This window comes from Rhizobium sp. BR 249 (assembly GCF_047445895.1).
Lineage (GTDB): Bacteria > Pseudomonadota > Alphaproteobacteria > Rhizobiales > Rhizobiaceae > Rhizobium.
On record NZ_JARWKX010000001.1, the window covers coordinates 208,118 to 228,001 of the forward strand.

The 19,884-nt window shown below is 63.3% G+C and carries 16 protein-coding genes and 1 pseudogene; 11 read left to right on the forward strand and 6 right to left on the reverse strand.

Annotated elements, in window-relative coordinates:
• Positions 1-5: 5 nt before the first annotated feature.
• Positions 6-1,208: a radical SAM family heme chaperone HemW gene (hemW, locus tag QD408_RS01030; protein ID WP_088684482.1), complete on the forward strand. Its 1,203-nt coding sequence runs from the start codon at positions 6-8 to the stop codon at positions 1,206-1,208.
• Between the two features lie 61 nt (positions 1,209-1,269).
• On the opposite strand, the gene QD408_RS01035 is transcribed toward hemW, so the two are convergent.
• The 5 genes from QD408_RS01035 to mutM form a co-directional block, all read right to left on the reverse strand.
• Positions 1,270-2,352: a saccharopine dehydrogenase family protein gene (locus QD408_RS01035; RefSeq protein WP_088684481.1), complete on the reverse strand. Its 1,083-nt coding sequence runs from the start codon at positions 2,350-2,352 to the stop codon at positions 1,270-1,272.
• A gap of 173 nt (positions 2,353-2,525) precedes the next feature.
• Positions 2,526-4,076, reverse strand: coding sequence for a chromosomal replication initiator protein DnaA (gene dnaA, locus QD408_RS01040; protein WP_088684480.1), 1,551 nt, complete (start codon positions 4,074-4,076; stop codon positions 2,526-2,528).
• Positions 4,077-4,927: 851 nt separating this feature from the next.
• On the reverse strand, positions 4,928-5,206 hold the full coding sequence (gene rpsT, locus QD408_RS01045; protein ID WP_064693542.1) for a 30S ribosomal protein S20: 279 nt from the start codon (positions 5,204-5,206) through the stop codon (positions 4,928-4,930).
• A 191-nt stretch (positions 5,207-5,397) separates the two neighbouring features.
• Positions 5,398-6,171, reverse strand: a complete 774-nt coding sequence (locus tag QD408_RS01050) for an enoyl-CoA hydratase (protein ID WP_414138048.1) — start codon at positions 6,169-6,171, stop codon at positions 5,398-5,400.
• A gap of 23 nt (positions 6,172-6,194) precedes the next feature.
• Complete coding sequence (gene mutM / locus QD408_RS01055; RefSeq protein ID WP_414138049.1) at positions 6,195-7,085, reverse strand: bifunctional DNA-formamidopyrimidine glycosylase/DNA-(apurinic or apyrimidinic site) lyase; 891 nt, start codon at positions 7,083-7,085, stop codon at positions 6,195-6,197.
• Between the two features lie 148 nt (positions 7,086-7,233).
• On the opposite strand from mutM, the gene ubiE reads away from it, so the two are divergent.
• The 9 genes and pseudogenes from ubiE (at position 7,234) to QD408_RS01100 (ending at position 17,565) form a co-directional block, all read left to right on the forward strand.
• On the forward strand, positions 7,234-8,010 hold the full coding sequence (gene ubiE / locus QD408_RS01060; protein WP_414138050.1) for a bifunctional demethylmenaquinone methyltransferase/2-methoxy-6-polyprenyl-1,4-benzoquinol methylase UbiE: 777 nt from the start codon (positions 7,234-7,236) through the stop codon (positions 8,008-8,010).
• 197 nt (positions 8,011-8,207) lie between these two features.
• The gene (gene ubiB, locus QD408_RS01065) at positions 8,208-9,782 is read left to right on the forward strand and encodes a 2-polyprenylphenol 6-hydroxylase (protein WP_414138051.1); all 1,575 of its coding nucleotides are present in this window, start codon (positions 8,208-8,210) and stop codon (positions 9,780-9,782) included.
• A gap of 89 nt (positions 9,783-9,871) precedes the next feature.
• Positions 9,872-11,458: an aromatic amino acid lyase gene (locus QD408_RS01070; RefSeq protein WP_088684476.1), complete on the forward strand. Its 1,587-nt coding sequence runs from the start codon at positions 9,872-9,874 to the stop codon at positions 11,456-11,458.
• A 19-nt stretch (positions 11,459-11,477) separates the two neighbouring features.
• Positions 11,478-12,857: a dihydroorotase gene (locus QD408_RS01075; protein ID WP_414138052.1), complete on the forward strand. Its 1,380-nt coding sequence runs from the start codon at positions 11,478-11,480 to the stop codon at positions 12,855-12,857.
• On the forward strand, positions 12,854-14,134 hold the full coding sequence (locus tag QD408_RS01080) for a Zn-dependent hydrolase (RefSeq protein ID WP_414138053.1): 1,281 nt from the start codon (positions 12,854-12,856) through the stop codon (positions 14,132-14,134). Before QD408_RS01075 ends, QD408_RS01080 begins: the two co-directional genes overlap by 4 nt.
• Complete coding sequence (locus tag QD408_RS01085) at positions 14,115-15,212, forward strand: DUF917 domain-containing protein (protein ID WP_414138054.1); 1,098 nt, start codon at positions 14,115-14,117, stop codon at positions 15,210-15,212. The genes QD408_RS01080 and QD408_RS01085 overlap by 20 nt, the downstream gene beginning before the upstream one ends.
• 3 nt (positions 15,213-15,215) lie before the next feature.
• A complete protein-coding gene (locus tag QD408_RS01090; protein WP_414138055.1) occupies positions 15,216-15,545 on the forward strand; it encodes a TfoX/Sxy family protein in 330 nt (109 codons plus the stop codon).
• A gap of 67 nt (positions 15,546-15,612) precedes the next feature.
• Positions 15,613-17,274 (forward strand): urocanate hydratase, encoded by a 1,662-nt coding sequence (locus QD408_RS01095; RefSeq protein ID WP_414138056.1) that lies wholly within the window; start codon positions 15,613-15,615, stop codon positions 17,272-17,274.
• Between the two features lie 51 nt (positions 17,275-17,325).
• Positions 17,326-17,565: pseudogene (locus QD408_RS01100) on the forward strand (antitoxin).
• A 26-nt stretch (positions 17,566-17,591) separates the two neighbouring features.
• On the opposite strand, the gene QD408_RS01105 reads toward QD408_RS01100, so the two are convergent.
• Complete coding sequence (locus QD408_RS01105; RefSeq protein ID WP_414138057.1) at positions 17,592-18,842, reverse strand: MFS transporter; 1,251 nt, start codon at positions 18,840-18,842, stop codon at positions 17,592-17,594.
• A 90-nt stretch (positions 18,843-18,932) separates the two neighbouring features.
• Between QD408_RS01105 and QD408_RS01110 the strand changes: the two genes are divergently transcribed.
• A complete protein-coding gene (locus QD408_RS01110; RefSeq protein ID WP_414138058.1) occupies positions 18,933-19,814 on the forward strand; it encodes a LysR family transcriptional regulator in 882 nt (293 codons plus the stop codon).
• Positions 19,815-19,884: the final 70 nt, after the last annotated feature.

Consider the following 19,884-nt stretch of genomic DNA (forward strand, 5'->3'; position numbering starts at 1 on the left):
TGTTCGTGGGCAATTTCGGTACGCCAAGCCTCTCGCGCGATGCGGCGCTTTTGCCCGATACCGGCGAGCCCGGCTTCGGCGTCTACGTGCATTGGCCCTTCTGCGCGGCGAAGTGCCCCTATTGCGACTTCAACAGCCATGTGCGGCACCAGCCGGTGGATCAGGAGCGCTTTACGGCCGCCTTCCTGAAGGAGACGGCTGCGGTCCGGGCAATGAGCGGGCCGAAGACCGTGACGAGCATCTTCCTCGGCGGCGGCACGCCCTCGCTGATGAAGCCGGAAACGGTCGATGCCATTCTCGACGGCATCGCCCGGCACTGGCATGTGCCCGCCGGTATCGAAATTACCATGGAAGCGAACCCTTCGAGCGTCGAAGCCGAACGATTCCGCGGCTATCGGGCCGCCGGCGTCAACCGCGTCTCGCTCGGCGTGCAGGCGCTGAACGACCGCGATCTGAAATTCCTCGGCCGGCTGCATGACGTGGCCGACGCGCTGAAGGCAATCCGGCTGGCGCGCGACATCTTCCCGCGCATGTCCTTCGACCTCATCTATGCCCGCCCGGACCAAACGGTCGAGGAATGGGAAAAGGAACTGAAAGAGGCGATCTCCTATGCGGTCGATCATCTTTCGCTCTACCAGCTGACTATCGAGGAAGGCACCCCCTTCTACGGCCTGCACAAGGCAGGCAAGCTGATCGTGCCAGATGGCGAGCAATCGGCCGTGCTCTACGAAGCGACGCAGGAGATCACGGCGCGCGAGGGCATGCCCGCCTACGAGGTCTCCAACCATGCCCGGCCGGGCGCCGAAAGCCGGCACAATCTGACCTATTGGCGTTACGGCGATTATGCCGGCATCGGCCCGGGCGCGCATGGCCGGCTGACGCGTGGCCCGGAGAAGATCGCGACCGCCACCGAACGCAGGCCGGAAGCCTGGCTCGACATGGTCGAGCGCGACGGCCACGGCATTCTCGACGAGGAGCGGCTCGGCTACGAGGAGCAGTCCGACGAGCTGCTGCTGATGGGACTGCGGCTCAGGGAAGGCGTCGACCTCGCCCGCTGGCAGCAGCTTTCGGGCCGCGATCTCGACCCGAAACGCGAAGAATTCCTGCTCGAACACAAGTTCATCGAGCGGATCGGCAATTCACGCCTGCGCTGCACACCATCAGGCATGCTGATCCTCGATTCCGTCGTCGCCGACCTCGCCTGCTGACATCCAACGAGGCTGATCCCGGCGCGGCAGCGACATCGCCGTCCGCGCCGGAAGGCATTTCTCAGCCGTGGCTGGTCGCACCCGCCTTGAACAGGCTGCCGGTCGGCGTCTTCAGGAACATCTCCAGCGGAATGTGCTCCTGGTGCAGGAAGCCGGTCGCCGGCAGCAGGCCGTCGCGGACCATCTCGATGACGGCGACGACGGAGGCCGACGTCGTCCAGGCAATCGCCGTGCGGCGCGCGCCGGCGATCTCGATCGGGTAATAGGCGCGCACGAACTCCTTGCGGCGCAGGCTGCCATTCTCGGTGCCTTCGGCGGCGACATGGACGTAGACGACATCGTCTTCGACAGGCGGCTTGGCGTTGGTGAGGATCTCGCCGGCCAGCTTGCGCTTGTCGCGCATCAGGAGCTCATGGAAGAAGAAGTTCATCAGCTCCATATGGCCGGGATAACGCATGGTCTTGTAGTCGAGATTTTCGACCTTATCGAGCATGGTGTCGCACATGGTACCGAGGCCGCCCGAAGTCGTGAAGGCTTCGAGTTTGACGCCGCCGACATAGATGGTCTCGTGCCACTCCATCGGCGAGACGAGCTTGCGCACCCCGCCTTCAATGACCTCGCAATCGTTCAGATATTCGTTGACGACCCCTTCCGGCGACCAGTTGAAGGCATAGCCGAGAAGGCCCGTAGGATGCTGCGGCAGGGCGCCGACGCGCATGCGGATGGAGCGGCAGCGGTCGAAGCCGTCGGCCAGGCTCGCCCCGACGATGCCGACGAAGCCGGGCGCCAGGCCGCATTGCGGCGCCATCAGGCCCCGAGCCGTCTTCGACAGTTCGATGATGAAATTGGTGGTGGGAACATCTTCCGTCAGGTCGAAATAATGGATGCCGGCAAGATGGGCGGCCCGCGCCAGTTCGATGTTCAGGTGATAGGGCAGGCAGGACAGCACCGCCTCGACATTCGAGAGCAGCTCACCGATCACTACGGGATCGGAAATATCGCCGGTGCGGCATTTGAAGGGAAGCTCGCCCGGGGGCAATTGCGCATCGACCCCGATCACTTCGAAGCCGCCTTCATGCAAAAGCGTTGCCGCCAGCCGTCCGACCTTGCCCAGGCCGAGAACGGCGATCTTTTCAAAACTCATTCATTACCTCCCACGCGCTCTCTTCGGCGCTTCCGTCTTCATCGGCCGCATGCCGGCCGAGATCGCTCGGCGTTGACATGCGTCTGATGCACCGGAGGTATAAAATAAAAAGCTTATAAAAGAAAACGGCTGGAATCGCTTCCAGCCGCCGAATTTCCCGATAGGTCCACCGATTATTCGTTGATCAACCGCTTCAGAAGCTCGATTTCGTGCGAAAGCTTGGTGTCTCCGGAAATCAGCTCCTCGATCTTGCGCACGGCATGCAGCACGGTCGTGTGATCGCGCCCGCCGAAACGGCGGCCGATCTCAGGAAAGGAGCGCGGCGTCAGCGTCTTCGACAGATACATGGCGATCTGGCGCGGCTTGACGATGACGCGGGTGCGGCGGTTCGAGACCAGTTCCTGGCGCGAGACGTTGTAATGCCTTGCGACGATGCGCTGGATATCCTCGATGCGCACACGGCGCGGCTCGCCGGAGCCGACGAGATGGGCAAGCAGTTCGTCCACGCGCTCGATCGACAGATTCGGCTCGAAGGAGCGACGGAAGATCAGCTGGTTGAAAGCGCCTTCCAGCTCGCGGCCGCTGGCCGTGACGTTCCGGGCGACATGCTGCATCAGATCGGCCGGGATTTCGAGCGACGGATCTTCGAGGCGGGCCGCGGCAAGGCGACGCTTGAGGATTTCGAGACGCATCTCATAGTCAGGCGCGTCGAGTTCGATCGCCACACCGCCCTGCAGGCGCGAGCGGACGCGGGGATCGAGCGACTCCAGCTCCCACGGCGCACGGTCAGCGGCGACGACGACCTGCTTGGCGCTGTCGAGCAGCATGTTGAGCAGATGGCAGAATTCATGCTGGATCATCTTGCCCTGCAGGAACTGCATGTCGTCGATGATCAAGAGGTCGATGTTGCGCAGCGAATCCTTCAGCGTCAGCGCATCATTGTCGCGGATCGCGGTGGCGAAGCGCCACATGAAATATTCGGCCGTCAGATAGACGACGCGCAGAGCCCGCGGGTTCTGGACCGCCGCATTGGCGATCGCCTGCAGCAAATGGGTCTTGCCGAGACCGACCGTCGAATGGATGAAGAGCGGATTGAAGCGCACCGCGCCGGAACCAGCCTCCGCGATCGTCTTTGCCGCCGCAAGGGCAACCCGGTTCGAACTGCCTTCGACGAAGGTCTCGAAAGTGAAGCGGCTATCGAGCGGCGAGCCGAAAAGCGGCGAACCGAGGCTTGCGGGCCTTGCCGCAGCGACGGCCGAGACAGCCTGCTGCACGGCCTGACCGGCCGGCTGGGCGCTGACCGGACGGCGCATCTGAGCGGGAGCGGCGGGCTCGGGCTGGGCCACCTCGTCGGCGGCCTTCATGCCGCTGCGCGTTGCCGTGCGCACCAGAATTTCGATCTTGAGAATTTCCGGGTCTTCGGCCTGAAACAGGCCGGTGATGAGATCGAGATAACGATTGTTGATCCACGACTTCAGGAAAGTCGTGGGAACCGAAAGGCGAACCACGCTCTTCGATACCGAATGCAGCTTCAGCCTTGCAAACCAGCTGGCATAAACGTCAGGACCGACCTGTGCCTTCAAGCGCGCACTGACGCGCTCAAACAAGATGCTCTGCTTCACTTCCGCCTTCGCTTCTCCCACTTCCAGGCGAATGGAGCCGAACGCCTGCGGTGCCGCATCCCCATTGTCGAGCCCGCCCGTCGTCATCGTATTCATCTGCATAATGCCGCCTTTCAATTCCACCGGGCGGCATCCGCTAACAGCCGCCCGATCATTCCCCGCTTTGGCGGGCTGGCGGCATCCTCATGAAGCCACTCGCCTGCCGGTTCACTCAAACACGGCATAGAACACCGTTGCAGGTACCGCGTTCATGCGGCAACCTTCATCGGCTTCCGTGCCAGGCTGGCGGTCAATCCTCGTTTTCGGCCGACCAGCCCGAACGCAATATTACTTTAACCCTCTCCGGCAGCCTCGCCTTAAACGTGTGGCCGCTGAAGACACAAAACATCCCCGTTCCGTAACAGCCACGTTACGGCCCAAATCCGTCAAGTGCTTGAAAAAACGGAAGCCTGAGGCTCCGTAACAAATGACACAAACTTATCGCCCTGCCGACGTGGCAGTTAAGACCGAGCCTCTGCAGGTGATGTCCGCGCCCTTTGTTGGAAGTCATTTAGGCAGGATCAAAAGGCAATATCAACGATGAATTTTACGCAAAATTAAGATGCAGGCATTGACTCCGCCCGGCGTTTTCGGGCGTCACACCAGCGTCAAAAAAGAATCGCTTTTGAATCAAGGAGATTCCCCTTTCGGGCTATTTTGACACGCATGGAAAGAAAAAAAATAAAAATCTTCTTGACTCGCCGATGGTCCCGGAAGCTCGGGGCAGAGTCGCGCAGTGCAAAAGCATCCTTGCGCAAGCTATTGTTTTTAAACAACTTTTCCTGTCATGGTGCTGACACGAAACAGTCGCGTAATTAACCATCCAAGGGGTTGCAAGCGGAATCGAAAAAGCCCGGTAAAATTACCGGGCTAATCATAACGAGGAGGTCGTTAACGAAATATTACAGAGGATATTACGCGGTCGCCGTGACCGACAGAGCCTTCACACGAGCGGCCAAGCGCGAGACCTTACGCGATGCCGTGTTGGAGTGAAGAACGCCCTTGCTGGCGGCGCGGGCCAGTTCCGGCTGAGCGGCCAGGAAAGCGGCCTTCGCCTTGTCGGCGTCACCGGATGCGATAGCCTCTTCGACCTGGCGAACGAAAGTACGAACGCGCGAGCGACGAGCCTTATTGACGTCGGTACGGCGGGCGATCTTGCGGGTCGCTTTTTTCGCCGAAGTTGTATTGGCCATGGATGCCTCTCTCAAGAATTCGAACAAACTCCGCCATTACCGCGGGCCCTGCGGCCACCAAATCCAGCAATGCGGGAGCAATCGCGGAAAACCAGACCGGCTTTCCGAACCGTGGGCGGGCATATAACTCTAAAGCCGGCCCACGTCAACGCGGATTTTCAAGCTTTCCAGCCGGAAGCGCCTAAAAGCGCTCAACGGTGCTTAAAAGCGGGTTTGCGCTTCTCGACGAAGGCCGCCATGCCTTCTTTCTGATCCTCCATGGCAAAGAGACTGTGGAACAGACGGCGTTCGAACCGCAGCCCCTCCTCCAGGGTCACTTCGAAGGCGCGGTTGACCGCCTCCTTGGCCATCAGGACCGAGGGCCGGGAAAGCGACGCGATCTTTTCGGCCGCCGCCAGCGCTTCTTCGATCAGACGCTCGGGCGCCACCACACGCGAAACGAGTCCCGATCGCTCCGCCTCGGCGGCATCCATCATGCGGCCGGTCAGCACGAGATCCATCGCCTTCGCCTTGCCGACGGCGCGCGTCAGCCGCTGCGAGCCGCCCATGCCGGGAATGACGCCAAGAGTGATTTCCGGCTGGCCGAATTTCGCCGTCTCCGAGGCAATGATGAAGTCGCACATCATGGCGAGCTCGCAGCCACCGCCGAGCGCAAAACCGCTGACGGCTGCGATCACCGGCTTACGCGCCCTGGCGATGTCGTCCCAGCCGCTGATGAAGTCACTCTTATACATATCGGCAAACTCGAGCGACTGCATCTCCTTGATGTCGGCCCCGGCAGCGAAGGCGCGCTCGGAACCGGTGAGGACGATGGCGCCGATCGCCTCATCGGCGTGAAAAGCGGTATAGGCCTCCTTCAGTTCCCTCAGCACGGTGGAGTTCAGCGCGTTCAGCGCCTGCGGGCGGTTCAGCGTGACGAGGCCGACATTGCCTCGGGTTTCGACGATCAGGGTCTCATAGGCCATGCTGTTCTCCCGGGTTCTCACTGTTACTTCTGGCAGGCGGCGCAATAGAAGGTCGAGCGGCCGGCCTGCACGATGCGGGCGACCGTACCGCCGCAGCCCGGCGTGCCGCAAGCCTGGCCTTCACGATCATAGACGGAGAAGGAATGCTGGAAATAGCCGAGCGACCCGTCAGCCTGGATATGGTCGCGCAGCGACGACCCGCCGGCGGCGATCGCATCGGCGATGACCTCGCGGATCGAGGCGACGAGCAGGTTCAGCGTCTCCTTCGGCTTGCCGCCTGCCGTGACCAGCGTGCCGGCGGCGCGGATGGGCGAAAGATGCGAGCGCCACAGCGCTTCGCACACATATATATTGCCGAGGCCGGCAATGTTCTTCTGGTCGAGGAGCGCGCTCTTCAGCGGCTGCGCCTTGTCGCGGAAACGTTCGGCGAGGTAGGCCGCCCCGAGTTCGTTCCCCGTCGGCTCCGGCCCGAGATCGCGAAAGAAGGGATGGGCGGCGAGATCGGCACGTCTTGCCATATCCATGAAGCCGAAACGGCGCGGGTCGTTGTAGATCACGCGCCTTGAGCCGCCGGAGCTTTCCAGATGGAAGACGACGTGATCGTGCTTCTCATCCTTCGAGCGGGCATGGTGGAATTGCCCCGGTGTATCGGAGCCGGCGCCCTCCTCAATACGGAAAGAGCCGGACATGCCGAGATGAGAAATCAGCGTGTTGCCGTCATCGAGATCGACCAGCAGATATTTGGCGCGGCGGCCGAGACCGACGATGGTGCGGCCGGACACTTTCTCCGCCAAAGCGTCAGGAAAAGGAAAGCGCAGATCCCCACGGCGCAGCTCCAGCCTTGCGATGCGAGCGCCCTCCATCGCCGGCGTGAGGCCCCGTTTGACCGTTTCGACTTCTGGCAATTCCGGCATCTTAACCCATCTATATCTAACGTGTTTCAACCGAGGACGATGTGCGCTATAGCGCCAGTGTGCCGCGGAGAGTGCGGTCCAGTGATAACGTCGCGCGCGGTCTTTCGCTATGGCCGCCGTGCCGATCTGCAAGGAACGGAGCAGCCTGATGTCAGAAAGCCGCACTTCCGCCGATGGCGGCATGGAGACCTCCTACGGCTTCCGCGAGGTGGCGGGCGGCGAGAAACAGGGCCTCGTCAACGAGGTGTTCCACAAGGTCGCCAAGCGCTACGACATCATGAACGACGTCATGTCCATGGGCATGCACCGCGCCTGGAAGGATGCGATGATCTCGGCGCTCAATCCGCGCAAGGAGCCGGGCTACAAGGTGCTCGACGTTGCCGGCGGCACCGGCGACATCGCCTTCCGCATCGTCGAGGCCTCGGGTAAGCAGGCGCATGCGACCGTGCTCGACATCAACGGCTCGATGCTCGGCGTCGGCGCCGAGCGGGCGGAAAAGAAGAAGCTTTCCGGCAATCTCACCTTCGTCGAGGCGAATGCCGAGGAACTGCCCTTCGAAGCCGGCAGTTTCGATGCCTATACGATCGCCTTCGGCATCCGCAACGTGCCCCGGATCGATGTGGCGCTGTCGGAGGCCTATCGCGTGCTGAAGCGCGGCGGACGGCTGCTGGTCTTGGAATTTTCCGAAGTCGAAATGCCGCTTCTCGACAAGATCTACGACGCCTGGTCCTTCAATGCCATTCCGCAATTCGGCAAGGCGATCACCGGCGATGCCGAACCCTACCAGTATCTGGTGGAATCGATCCGAAAATTCCCAAACCAGGAGAATTTCGCGGCGATGATCCGCCAGGCCGGCTTCTCGCGCGTCACCTACACCAATTATACCGGCGGCATCGCCGCGCTCCATTCCGGCTGGAAGCTCTGAGGCATGAGGAAGGCTACACGCTCCCCCTCATTCCTGTGCTCGTCACAGGAATCCAGCGCGCCCAAGTCCTTGGGCGCAGGAGACTCATTAATGCTGTTTAAGTCATTCACCGCGCCGACGCGCGGTGGCTGGATTCCTGTGACAAGCACAGGAATGAGGGAGAGATTGGCCGCGCCTTCGCAAGCAGGCCAGCCCGCATGAGCACTTTCGGAGCCTATTTCCGCCTTTGGCGCGTCGGCTGGGTGCTCGTGCGCGAGGGCGTCGTGTCAGCTCTTCCTTCCGAAGGCCTACCGCCGCCGATCGCGCTCGCCAAATCCTTCGCCACGATTTTCGAGCGGGGCAAGGCGCGGCATCAGAAGCGCAGCGACCGATTGGCGCAGGCCGTCGAACGGCTCGGTCCCTCCTATGTGAAGATCGGCCAGTTCCTGGCGACGCGGCCCGACGTCGTCGGCGTCGAATTCGCCAACGACCTGTCGCAGCTTCAGGACCGGATGGCCTTCTTCCCGGTGGCCGCCGCCAAGGCCAATATCGAAGGTTCGCTCGGGCGGCCGATCGGCGAACTCTATGCGAGCTTCGGCGATCCGATCGCCGCCGCCTCGATCGCGCAGGTGCATCCGGCGGAAGTCGAAACGGCCGAAGGCCGGAAGAAGGTCGCCGTCAAGATCGTCCGGCCCGGCGTGCGCCAGCGCTTCGCCCACGACATCGAGGCGATGTATCTCGTTGCCCATATGCAGGAGCGTTTCCTGCCCTTCAGCCGGCGGCTGCGCCCCGTCGAGGTGACGAAGACGCTGGAGCAGACGACGAAGGTGGAGATGGATCTTCGCCTTGAGGCCGCGGCCCTTTCCGAAATCGCCGAGAATACCGAGAAGGACCCGGGCTTCCGTGTGCCGAAGGTCGATTGGGAGCGCACTGGGCGCGACGTCATCACCATGGAGTGGATCGACGGCACGAGAATGTCCGACGTCGAGGGCCTGCGCGCGGCCGGCCACGATCTCAACCTGCTCGCCGACACGCTGATCCAGTCATTCCTGCGCCACACGCTGCGCGACGGCTTCTTCCATGCCGACATGCATCCGGGCAATCTCTTCGTCGATGCGGGCGGCATGATCGTCGCCGTCGACATGGGCATCGTCGGGCGGCTGGGCAAGAAGGAACGGCGGTTCCTCGCCGAAATCCTCTACGGCTTCATCACCCGCGATTATATCCGCGTGGCAGAAGTGCATTTCGAGGCGGGCTATGTGCCCGGCCACCACAATGTCGAGAGCTTTGCCCAGGCGATCCGGGCGATCGGCGAGCCGATCCACGGACAGCCGGCCGAGACGATCTCGATGGGCAAGCTGCTGACGCTGCTCTTCGAAGTGACCGAACTCTTCGACATGGCCACCCGGCCGGAACTGGTGATGCTGCAGAAAACGATGGTCGTGGTCGAGGGCGTGTCGCGCATGCTCAACCCGCGCTTCAACATGTGGAAGGCCTCCGAGCCCGTCGTCGGTGACTGGATTCGCAACAATCTCGGGCCGAAGCGGATCGCCACCGATCTCAAGGACGGGCTGAAGGCGGCGGTGAAGCTTGCCGAAGCCGTGCCCGAGATCGCGGCGAAGACCGAAAAATTCCACCATCAGCTTCTGCATATGAGCGAACACGGCTTACGTTTCGACGAGCAGACGGCGGATGCAATCGGCAAGGCCGAGGCACGGCACAACCGCTCCGCCAGGTTTGCGCTCTGGGTCATAGCATTGACGCTTCTCTATATTGCCTGGATGCTGAGCTGATCCGTTCGCAAAAACATGCTGTGTTCGGCATTTGGGATATCCCATGTGACGGATGGCTCGCTTAGTCTCATTTTCAAGGAGATAGGCACATGCAGCACGAACGCCCCGGCATCGAACTTTCCGGACGACCGCTCGGTTTTGCCGAGATGGTGACGATCGGTGCGGGCAAGGCGGTCATTTCGGCTTCGCCGACCGGCATGGCCCGCATCGCCATCGCCCGCGAGGTCGTCGAGGATGCGATCGCGTCCGGCATGCCTGTCTACGGCTCGACGACGGGCGTCGGCGCGATGAAGGACGTGGAGTGGTCGGCCGACGAACTCGACACCTTCAATCTCGGCCTCGTGCGCGCCCATCATTTCGGCACCGGCACGCCCTTTTCCTGCAATGTCGTGCGCAACGCCATGGCGATCCGCGTCAATACGGCGCTGACCGGCCAGGTCGGCTGCACGCCGGAACTGGTGCAGGCCTATATGAGAATGCTCGAAGCCGACCTCGTTCCGGTCGTGCGCCGCACGGGCTCGATCGGCTGCGCCGATATCGGCCTCATGGGGCAGATCGGCGCGGTGCTGACCGGCGTCGGCGAAGCGATCTATCGCGGCAACCGGATGCAGGCGGCTGACGCCTTCCGGGCGGCGGGGCTGGAACCGGTGCGGATGGCGCCGCGCGACAGCCTCGCCTCGCTCAGCGTCAATGCGGTGAGCTTTGCCGCAGCGGCGGAGACGACGCGCAGCGCCGCCGCCTCGATCCGCGTTCTGCTTTCGACCGGCATGATGGCATCAGGCGCGCTCGGCGCGTCGCGCGATCCCTGGAAGGCGGTTCGCCATGTCGGCACGGCGCGCGAGGCGCTGATCGGCGCCTGGCTCTGCAATGCCTCCGACGACTGGAACTGGCCTGTTGCCACGCATGTGCAGGACCCGCTCAGCCTGCGCATGATCGCCCAGGTGTTCGGCGCAGTGATCGAAAACCTGCTTTCAACAGGCCACAAGATCCTTGCCGCCACCGGGCGCTCGGACGATAATCCGGTCGTCGTCGAGGGCCGGGTGATGACATCGGGCGGTTCTCTTCCGCTCGACGTGACGATCCTGCTCGAATCGGCCGCACTCTGCATGGCGCATGCGGCGCGCAACGCCTTCAACCGCTGCGTTATTCTCGGCAACGGCCAGCGGCGCGACTTGCCGGTCAACCTGGTGCCGCCGGGACGGATCGCCACCGGTTTCGGGCCGATCATCAAGCTCGCCGGCGAGATCTTTTCGCGGGTGCTGTCGATGTCCAATCCGGTTTCCGCCCAGTCGCTTGTCGTCGCGGCCGGGCTGGAGGACGAAGCTGCCTTCCTGCCGCTCGTCATAGAGCGCTTCGATCGGCAGATGCGGGCATTGAAGCGCCTCGCCGCGCTGGAAGCGCTGCTCTCCGCCCAGGCGATCGACATTCTGGGCGACGAGCCGAGAGGTGTCGCGGCCATGCTCTATGAGGTCGTGCGCAAACATGCTGATTTCTATACGGTCGACCGGCCGCTTTCGGCGGAGGTGGAGGCCATCGAAGAGGAACTCGGCTCGGACGCCTTCCTCTCGAAGCTGACGGAGCAGGTTCCGATCGCTTCCTTCGACGATTTCTTCGCGCTCAGCTCGCTGGAACGGATCGAGGAGCGGCTGACACGCCAGGAACCGGTGGCGATCTGATTTCAGAGGAGGAACCGGCATGGACTTCGATCTCGTTCTGCAGGGCACGGTGGTGCTGCCGGACCGCATTCTCGACGAGGGCTATGTCGCCGTGCGCGATGGCAAAATCGCCGAACTCGGCCTCGGCGTGCCGCCCTCGGCCCACGAACGGCATCTGCTCGGAAAGGCTCTGATCCTTCCGGGCGCGATCGACGCGCAGGTGCATTCGCTCTCCCAGAAGGACCAGGAGGATTTCATCTGGTCGACGCGCTCGGCGGCAGCCGGCGGCGTTACCACGATCGTCGACATGCCCTATGACGAGGGCAATCTCGTCTGCTCGGCGGCGGCGGTGAAGCGGAAGGTCGACCATGCGAGCCCTCAGGCGCGCGTCGACTTCGCGCTTTACGGCACCATCGACCCGGAAGAAGGCCCGGCGCGTATCCGCGAAATGGTCGAAGCCGGCGTTGCCGCCTTCAAATTCTCGACCTTCGGCACCGATCCCAAGCGTTTTCCGCGCATTCCGCCCGCCCTGCTCGACGCCTGCTTCGCGGCCATCGCGCCGACGGGGCTGACGGCGGGCGTGCATAATGAGGACGACGAGGCGGTGCGCAGCTACATGGAGCAGGTGAAGGCGAGCGGCATCACCGACTGGCGGGCGCACGGCCTGTCGCGGCCTGCGATTACCGAGCTTCTGGCGATGCATACGATCTTCGAGACCGGCGCCAATACAGGCTGCCCCTCGCATGTGGTGCACTGCTCGCTCGGGCGCGGCTACGATATCGCGCGTTCCTATCGCCGCGACGGTTTTGCCGCGACGGTCGAATGCTGCATTCACTACCTCACGCTCGACGAGGAAAACGACGTGAAGCGCCTCGGCGGCAAGGCGAAGATCAATCCGCCCCTGCGGCCGCGCGCCGAGGTGGAGAAGCTCTGGCGGAAGGTGGCCGAAGGCGACGTCTGGCTGGTCTCGACCGATCACGTCAGCTGGTCGGAAAACCGCAAGACCAATCCCGACATGCTCGCCAACGCCTCCGGCGTTCCCGGCCTCGAGGTGATGGTGCCGCTTTTCGTGAAAGGCGCCTTCGAACGCGGTATTCCGTTGACATGGGCGGCCCGACTGATGGCGGAAAATCCGGCGAAGCATTTCCGGCTCGATCATATCAAGGGCGCGCTGACACCAGGCAAGGACGCCGATATCACCGTGCTGGAGCCGCACGAAAGCGTCTATGACGCGTCCGCAAGCGGCAACAATGTCGTCGGCTGGAGCCCTTACAACGGCATCCGCCTGCCCTGGACGGTCTCGGCCACCTATCTGCGTGGCGAAAAGATCGCGGAGGGCGGGAAGGTGCTGGCCAAGCCCGGCGCCGGGCGGTTCGTGCGGCCGCGGCCGCGCCAGGTGATCGCGGGAGCTGCCACATGAGCCGCAATCTGCCCGTCAATGCCGGCCGGATCGCTGAGGACATAGAGGCGCTGGCCGGGCTTACCGAACCCGGGCATCCCTGGACACGGCGCGCCTTCTCGCCGCTCTTCCTCGAAGGACGCGCCTATATCGAAGCGCGGATGAAGGCGGCGGGACTGGAAACACGGATCGATGCCGCCGGCAACCTGATCGGCCGGCGCACGGGCCGCAAACCCTGGCTCGGCACGATCATGCTCGGTTCACATTCCGACACGGTGCCGGACGGCGGCCGCTTCGACGGCATTGCCGGCGTCATCTCGGCTCTGGAGGTGGCGCGTGCGCTTGGCGATCAGGCTATCGAACTCGACCACGACCTCGAGATCGTCGATTTCCTCGCCGAGGAAGTCAGCATCTTCGGCGTCTCCTGCATCGGCAGCCGCGGCATGACTGGGCAATTGCCGGAAGCCTGGCTTTCACGCGTCAGCGGCGACCTCGACCTTGCTGGGGGCGTCGCCCAGGTAGGCGGCGAGCCCGACGTGCTGATGCAGCAGAAGAGGCCTGATATAGCGGGCTTTCTCGAGCTTCATATCGAGCAGGGACCGGTGCTCGAAGCCGAAGGGGAGGATATCGGTATCGTCACCGCGATATCGGGCATCACCCGGATCGAGATCACTGTCGAAGGCCGCGCCGACCACGCCGGTACGACACCGATGGACCGGCGGGCGGATGCCCTTGTGGCGGCATCGCAGCTGGTGCTCGACATCCGCAACGCCGCCGCCGAGCTTGCCAAGACGCCGAGACATTTCGCAGCGACGGTCGGCGAATTCAGGATCGAACCGAATGCGGCCAACGTCGTTCCCTCGAAGGCCGTGCTCCTGATCGACGGCCGCGCGGAAATCCGCGCCGACATGGATGCCTTCTGCCGCTGGCTCGACGGCCATGTCGAAAAACTGGCAACAGCCTACGGCGTGACCATCGGGACACCGAACCGGGTTTCCGACAATCAGCCGACACCGGGCGATGCCGGCCTGCTTTCGACGCTGGAGACCGCCTGTGAACGCGTCGGCGCAAAATACCGGCGCATGGCCTCCGGCGCCGGACACGATACGGCTTGGATCGCCAAGGTGGCGCCGGCGGCGATGATCTTCGTGCCGTGCCGCGAGGGCCGCAGCCATTGCGCCGACGAATGGGCTGATAATGACGATATCGCGCTCGGCGCCGCCGTTCTTTTCCAAGCGGTGCGCGAGATGGACAAAAACTCGAAGCAGGAGGCCGCCGATGGGACGCATACTGGTTGAGAAGGACGTGGAAGCCGCCGTCAAAGGCGGCTCCGTCTATGCCGCCGGCGGCGGCGGCTGGGCCGATCATGGGCGCATGCTCGGTTATGCGGCCGTCAATGTCGGCAAGCCGGAACTGGTCTCGATCGAGGAACTGAAGGACGAGGACTGGATCGCCACGGCTGCCGCGATCGGCGCGCCGGCCTCCACGACGCCCTGGGAAATGCAGGGCATCGACTATGTGAAGGCCGTCCAGCTCCTGCAGGAGGCGCTCGGCGAAAAACTCTCCGGCCTGATCATCGGCCAGAATGGCAAGTCCTCGACGCTGAACGGCTGGCTGCCGTCGGCAATCCTCGGCACCAAGGTGGTCGACGCCGTCGGCGATATCCGTGCGCATCCGACGGGCGACATGGGTTCGATCGGCATGGCTGCTTCACCCGAGCAGATGATCCAGACCGCGGTCGGCGGCAACAGGGCCGAGAACCGCTATATCGAGCTGGTGGTCAAGGGCGCGACCGCGAAGATCTCGCCGGTGCTACGCGCCGCTGCCGATCAGTCCGGCGGTTTCATCGCCAGCTGCCGCAATCCGCTCAGGGCCTCCTATGTGCGCAGCCATGCCGCACTCGGCGGCATCTCGATGGCGCTTTCCCTCGGCGAAGCGATCATCGCGGCGGAGAAACGCGGCGGAGCAGCCATCATCGATGCGATCTGCAAGACGACGGGAGGGCATATCCTCAGTGAAGGCGTCATTACCCGCAAAGACGTCGTCTATACCAAGGAAGCCTTCGACATCGGCACCGTCACCGTCGGCTCGGGCGGGAAGTCGGTGACGCTGCATGTGATGAACGAATACATGGCCGTGGACGATGCGGATGGCGCGCGGCTTGCGACCTTCCCCGCCGTGATCACCACGCTTTCCGACGAAGGCGAGCCGCTCAGCGTCGGCCAGCTTCGGGAAGGCATGCATGTCTTCATCCTGCATGTGCCGATGGATATCATTCCGCTGTCTTCAAGCGTGCTCGACCCGACCGTCTATCCCGTCGTCGAAAAAGCGATGGGAATCGAGATCGCGCGTTATGCGCTGGCGGCGAGGGCCTGAGCCATGGCGCGCGATCCCGGCCTCGAAGAACTGCTGCGCGAGGAACTCGGCGACCGGCCGGGCCTTGCCGAAAAATCCATGTTCGGCGGCTGGGCCTTCCTGCTGAACGGCAATCTTCTCTGCGGTGCGCGCAGCGACGGCCTGCTGGTCCGCCTCGGCAAGGGCAATGACGACTGGGCGCTCGCGCTGCCCGGCGTCATCCAGATGCTGATGGGCGAGCGGGTGATGCACGGCTGGGTGCGGGCCAATGCCGAGGTTTACGGCGACGATGCGCTGAGACGGCGTCTGCTCGATGCCGCGATCGCCTATGTGGAATCGCTGCCGGGCAAGTGACCAAGTAGCTATTTTCCCTTCTCCCCGCTGGGAAGAAGGGAAACAGAGAACCAAGCGAGGAACCACGATGCCGAAGGCCAATCCACGCCATCCGAAATTTCCCATTCCCGGCGGACCGGAGCTGCGTGCCAAAGGCTGGCGACAGGAGGCGCTGCTGCGGCTTCTGGAAAACGTGCTCTCGGTCGGCGAAGATCCCGACAATCTCGTGGTCTATGCCGCGCTCGGGAGGGCGGCCCGCAACTGGGCGGCGCACAGGGGCATCGTCAAGGCGCTGATCGAGATGGAAGAGGACCAGACGCTGCTCATCCAGTCCGGCAAGCCGATCGGATTGGTGCGCACGCATGCCAAGGCACCGCTGGTCATCATGGCGAACTGCAATCTCGTCGGGCAATGGGCAAAGGCCGAAGTGTTCTACGAACTGCAGCGCAAGGGGCTGATCTGCTGGGGTGGGCTGACGGCCGGGGCATGGCAATATATCGGCAGCCAGGGTGTCATCCAGGGCACTTATGAGATTTTCATGCGCATCGCCGAGCGTCGCTTCGGCGGCGATCTCCACGGCCGGTTCGTGCTGACGGCCGGTCTCGGCGGCATGGGCGGGGCGCAGCCGCTTGCCGGCCGCATGGCGGGCGCGGCAATCCTCTGCGTCGACATCGATCCGGAGCGCGCTCGCAAGCGCCAGCAGATCGGCTATCTCCAGGAAATCGCGCCGGATCTCGATGCCGCGCTTGAAATGATCGATGCGGCGGTGAAGGAAAAGCGCGCCCTGTCCATCGGGCTCGTCGGAAATGCGGCGGAGATCTATCCCGAAATCGTCCGGCGCGGCATCGTGCCAGATATCGTCACCGATCAGACCTCGGCGCACGACCTCGTCTACGGCTATGTACCGAAGGGCATGAGCCTCGATCAGGTCAAAGGCCTGCGCGACGATGGGCAGGGCCAGCTCATGGCAGCCAGCCGTGCTTCGATCGTCGAGCATGTGACGGCGATGCTGGAATTCCAGAAGAAGGGGGCCGAAGTCTTCGACAACGGCAACCTCATCCGCACGCAAGCGAAAGAGGGCGGCGTCACTAACGCCTTCGACATCCCCATCTTCACCGAAGCCTATCTGAGGCCTCTCTTTGCCCGGGCGATCGGGCCGTTCCGCTGGATGGCGCTGTCGGGCGAAGAGAGCGATATCGCCCGCATCGACGACCTGCTGCTCGAGATGTTCCCCGACAACAAGATCATCACCAACTGGATCCGGCTGGCGCGCGAGCACGTCCCCTTCGAAGGATTGCCGGCGCGCATCGCCTGGCTCGGCCATGGCGAACGCACCGCGCTCGCCCGGCGCGTCAATACGCTGGTGGCGAGCGGCGAACTCAAAGGTCCCATCGCCTTTTCCCGCGACCATCTCGATGCCGGCGCCATGGCGCATCCCAATATCATGACCGAGCGGATGAAGGACGGCTCCGATGCGATTGCCGACTGGCCGCTGATCGACGCGATGATGCTCTGCTCCTCGATGGCCGATCTCGTCGTCGTCCATTCCGGCGGCGGCGGCTATGCCGGCTACATGACGAGCTGCGGCGTCACCGTCGTCGCCGACGGCACCGACGCCGCCGACGAACGGCTCGACCATGCGCTGACCAACGACACGGCGCTTGGCGTCATGCGTTACGCCGATGCGGGTTACGAGGATGCGCTAGATGAGGTGGCGAAGAAGGACGTGCCCTATCTCAGGCTCGGTTGAACTGAATCAAGAATTGCTGCAACAATTGTCATATCGCATCGGAGCCATGACATGGAAACAGCAAAGATCTTCTGGTCCCGGGCGCTCTCAGGCCGTCCGCTTGCCGAAGGAATTCCGCTTCGATGGCGATACCGTCGCCATCCGGCGCCAGGGGCGTGCGATCATTCTCGAGCCGATTTCTGAAGATTGGGAATGGCTTGCTGACGTGACCGGGCCTGTTGATCCCGACTTTGCGGCAGCGGCCGAGCAGCCTGCTCAGCGGGAGTGAATCGAATCGATTTCTTCCAATGAAATACCTGCTCAACGCGAATGTCGCCTCATGCCCTTCTCCTCGCGAAGCGTTGCGCGACACAGGCTGACATGAAGGCCAGCGCCAGCATGGCAAGGGTGAAGAGGACGACAGCTGCCCAGCCTTTGATTGCCCAGAACCAGCCGCCGGCCGAACCCATGAGGCTGGAGCCGACGTAATAGGCCAGCATGTAGATGGATGAAGCGTGCCCCTTGTTGCCAAGGGCAAGCTTGCCGACAAGGCCGCTGGCGATGGAATGGCTCATGAAGAAGCCTGTGGTCAGCACGATGATACCGAGAATGATCGATGGCAGCGAGGCGAAGAGCGTCAATGCGCTACCAGTTGCCGTCAGCGCGAGGCCGAAGAGAAGTACCGGAAAGTGACCGATCCGGTCGCCCAGCAGGCCGCCGATCGAGGCGGCGCCGATGCCGAAAAGATAAACGGTGAAGATCAGGCCGAGCTCCGTCTGATTGAGACCATAAGGAGGGGCCACGAGGCGGAAACCGGCATAATTGTAAATCGTCACGAAAGAGCCCATCGCCAGGAAGGCGATTGCGAAGATGAAGGGCAGCGCCGGATTTCCGAGATGGCCGAGCCAGGCTCTCACATGAAAACGCAGGTCGAAGCCCGGCCGGCGGACGAAATTCCTTGATGGCGGCAGGAGGGCGATGAAGCCGATCGCCGCGGCAAGGCCAATGGCGCCGATCAGGAAGAGCGCCGGCCGCCAGGTGAGATATTCGGCGAAGATGCCTGTCAGCACACGGCCGGACATGCCGCCGAAGGCCGTGCCGCCGACATAAAGGCCCATGGTAGCGCCGAGGCCGCGCGGATCGATCTCCTCGGCAAGATAGGCCATGGCGACGGCGGGCACGCCGCCGAGAACAAGGCCCTGCAGGGCGCGGATGACGAGCAGCAGGTGCCAGTCCGGCGCAAAGGCCGTGGCGATCGTCAGCAGGGCTGCGCCAACCAGTGAAATCGACATCAGGCTGCGGCGGCCAAGCCCCTCCGAAACGGCGGCGGCGCAGACGATGGCGAGCGCCAGGAAGCCGGTGGAAAGCGACAGCGACAGCGAGCTTTCGGCTGGGCTGACGGAGAATTCCTGTGAGAAGATCGGCAGCAGCGGCTGGACGCAATAGAGCAGCGAAAAGGTGGAAAAGCCGGAGAGGAAGAGCGCCAGGCTGGCGCGGCGATAGGCGCCGGTGCCGCGCGTGAGGTAGAGCTTCTGCCCTGGCACTGCGGCCGTCTCGGAGGTCTTCACTGCATGCGCTGACATCGGCATATCGTCATCCTTCCGCTTCCGATCTAGTCAACACAGCCCCATTTGTCCAATATATCAAACTGGCGATCTCGATAGGTTTTGGAGATGACGATGGAGTTGCGGCACCTCAGATATTTCCTGGCAGTGGCGGAAGAAGGCAATTTCACCCGGGCCGCCGGCAAGCTCGGCATCGGGCAGCCGCCGCTCAGCCAGCAGATCCGCGACCTGGAGACGGAAGTGGGCGCTGCGCTGTTTCATCGCGTACCGCATGGCGCCGAGTTGACGGCGGCGGGGACTGCATTCCTCGGCGAGGCGAAAGCGGCGGTGGCGGCAGCGGAAAAGGCGAAGCTTGCCGCCCAAAGAGCCAATCGCGGCGAGACCGGGCGCCTGTCGCTCGGTTTCACCGCCTCCTCCGCCTTCAATCCGATCGTCAGCACGACGATCCGCCGTTTCCGGGCGCACTGGCCGGAGGTGCGGCTGGCGCTGACCGAAATGAATACGCTGGCGCTGATGCAGAAGCTGGAAGGCGGTGAGCTGGACGCGACCTTCATGCGCCCCGGCCTCGACGACCCCGCCGGCATCAGGCTGCGGCGGCTGGCTGATGAGCCGATGGTGATCACCCTGCCCGCCAGCCACCCGCTGGCCCGGCATTCGGCCCTGCCGCTTTCGGCGCTCGCGAACGAACCCTTCATCCTCTTTCCCCGCCTCGTGGGCTTGAGCCTTTACGACGACGTCGTGCTTGCCTGCCGCAGGGCGGGATTCGAACTGACCGTGGCGCAGGAGGCACCGCAGATTTCATCCGTGGTCAATCTGGTGGCGGCCGATCTCGGCGTGTCGATCGTGCCGGCCTCGATTTCGCAGATCCGGCTCGAAGGCGTCACCTACCGGCCGATCGAAGGACCGCCGGCGGTCGCGCGGCTGGCGCTGGCGATGCTGAAGACGCATCGCTCGCCGGTCACGGAGAACCTGATGAGCCTGCTCATCCATGAATGACTTCGCAGGCTTCGAATAGGAACGCCGTACGCGATTGCATGTTCTCCGCCAAAGGCTTAGGGTCGGGGAC

Excerpts from the sequence above, each read along its gene's own strand:
- QD408_RS01035 (WP_088684481.1), bottom strand. The coding sequence starts at position 2,352 with ATGAGTTTTGAAAAGATCGCCGTTCTCGGCCTGGGCAAGGTCGGACGG.
- dnaA (WP_088684480.1), bottom strand. The coding sequence starts at position 4,076 with ATGCAGATGAATACGATGACGACGGGCGGGCTCGACAATGGGGATGCG.
- rpsT (WP_064693542.1), bottom strand. The coding sequence starts at position 5,206 with ATGGCCAATACAACTTCGGCGAAAAAAGCGACCCGCAAGATCGCCCGC.
- QD408_RS01050 (WP_414138048.1), bottom strand. The coding sequence starts at position 6,171 with ATGGCCTATGAGACCCTGATCGTCGAAACCCGAGGCAATGTCGGCCTC.
- mutM (WP_414138049.1), bottom strand. The coding sequence starts at position 7,085 with ATGCCGGAATTGCCAGAAGTCGAAACGGTCAAACGGGGCCTCACGCCG.
- ubiE (WP_414138050.1), top strand. The coding sequence starts at position 7,234 with ATGTCAGAAAGCCGCACTTCCGCCGATGGCGGCATGGAGACCTCCTAC.
- ubiB (WP_414138051.1), top strand. The coding sequence starts at position 8,208 with ATGAGCACTTTCGGAGCCTATTTCCGCCTTTGGCGCGTCGGCTGGGTG.
- QD408_RS01070 (WP_088684476.1), top strand. The coding sequence starts at position 9,872 with ATGCAGCACGAACGCCCCGGCATCGAACTTTCCGGACGACCGCTCGGT.
- QD408_RS01075 (WP_414138052.1), top strand. The coding sequence starts at position 11,478 with ATGGACTTCGATCTCGTTCTGCAGGGCACGGTGGTGCTGCCGGACCGC.
- QD408_RS01080 (WP_414138053.1), top strand. The coding sequence starts at position 12,854 with ATGAGCCGCAATCTGCCCGTCAATGCCGGCCGGATCGCTGAGGACATA.
- QD408_RS01085 (WP_414138054.1), top strand. The coding sequence starts at position 14,115 with ATGGGACGCATACTGGTTGAGAAGGACGTGGAAGCCGCCGTCAAAGGC.
- QD408_RS01090 (WP_414138055.1), top strand. The coding sequence starts at position 15,216 with ATGGCGCGCGATCCCGGCCTCGAAGAACTGCTGCGCGAGGAACTCGGC.
- QD408_RS01095 (WP_414138056.1), top strand. The coding sequence starts at position 15,613 with ATGCCGAAGGCCAATCCACGCCATCCGAAATTTCCCATTCCCGGCGGA.
- QD408_RS01105 (WP_414138057.1), bottom strand. The coding sequence starts at position 18,842 with ATGCCGATGTCAGCGCATGCAGTGAAGACCTCCGAGACGGCCGCAGTG.
- QD408_RS01110 (WP_414138058.1), top strand. The coding sequence starts at position 18,933 with ATGGAGTTGCGGCACCTCAGATATTTCCTGGCAGTGGCGGAAGAAGGC.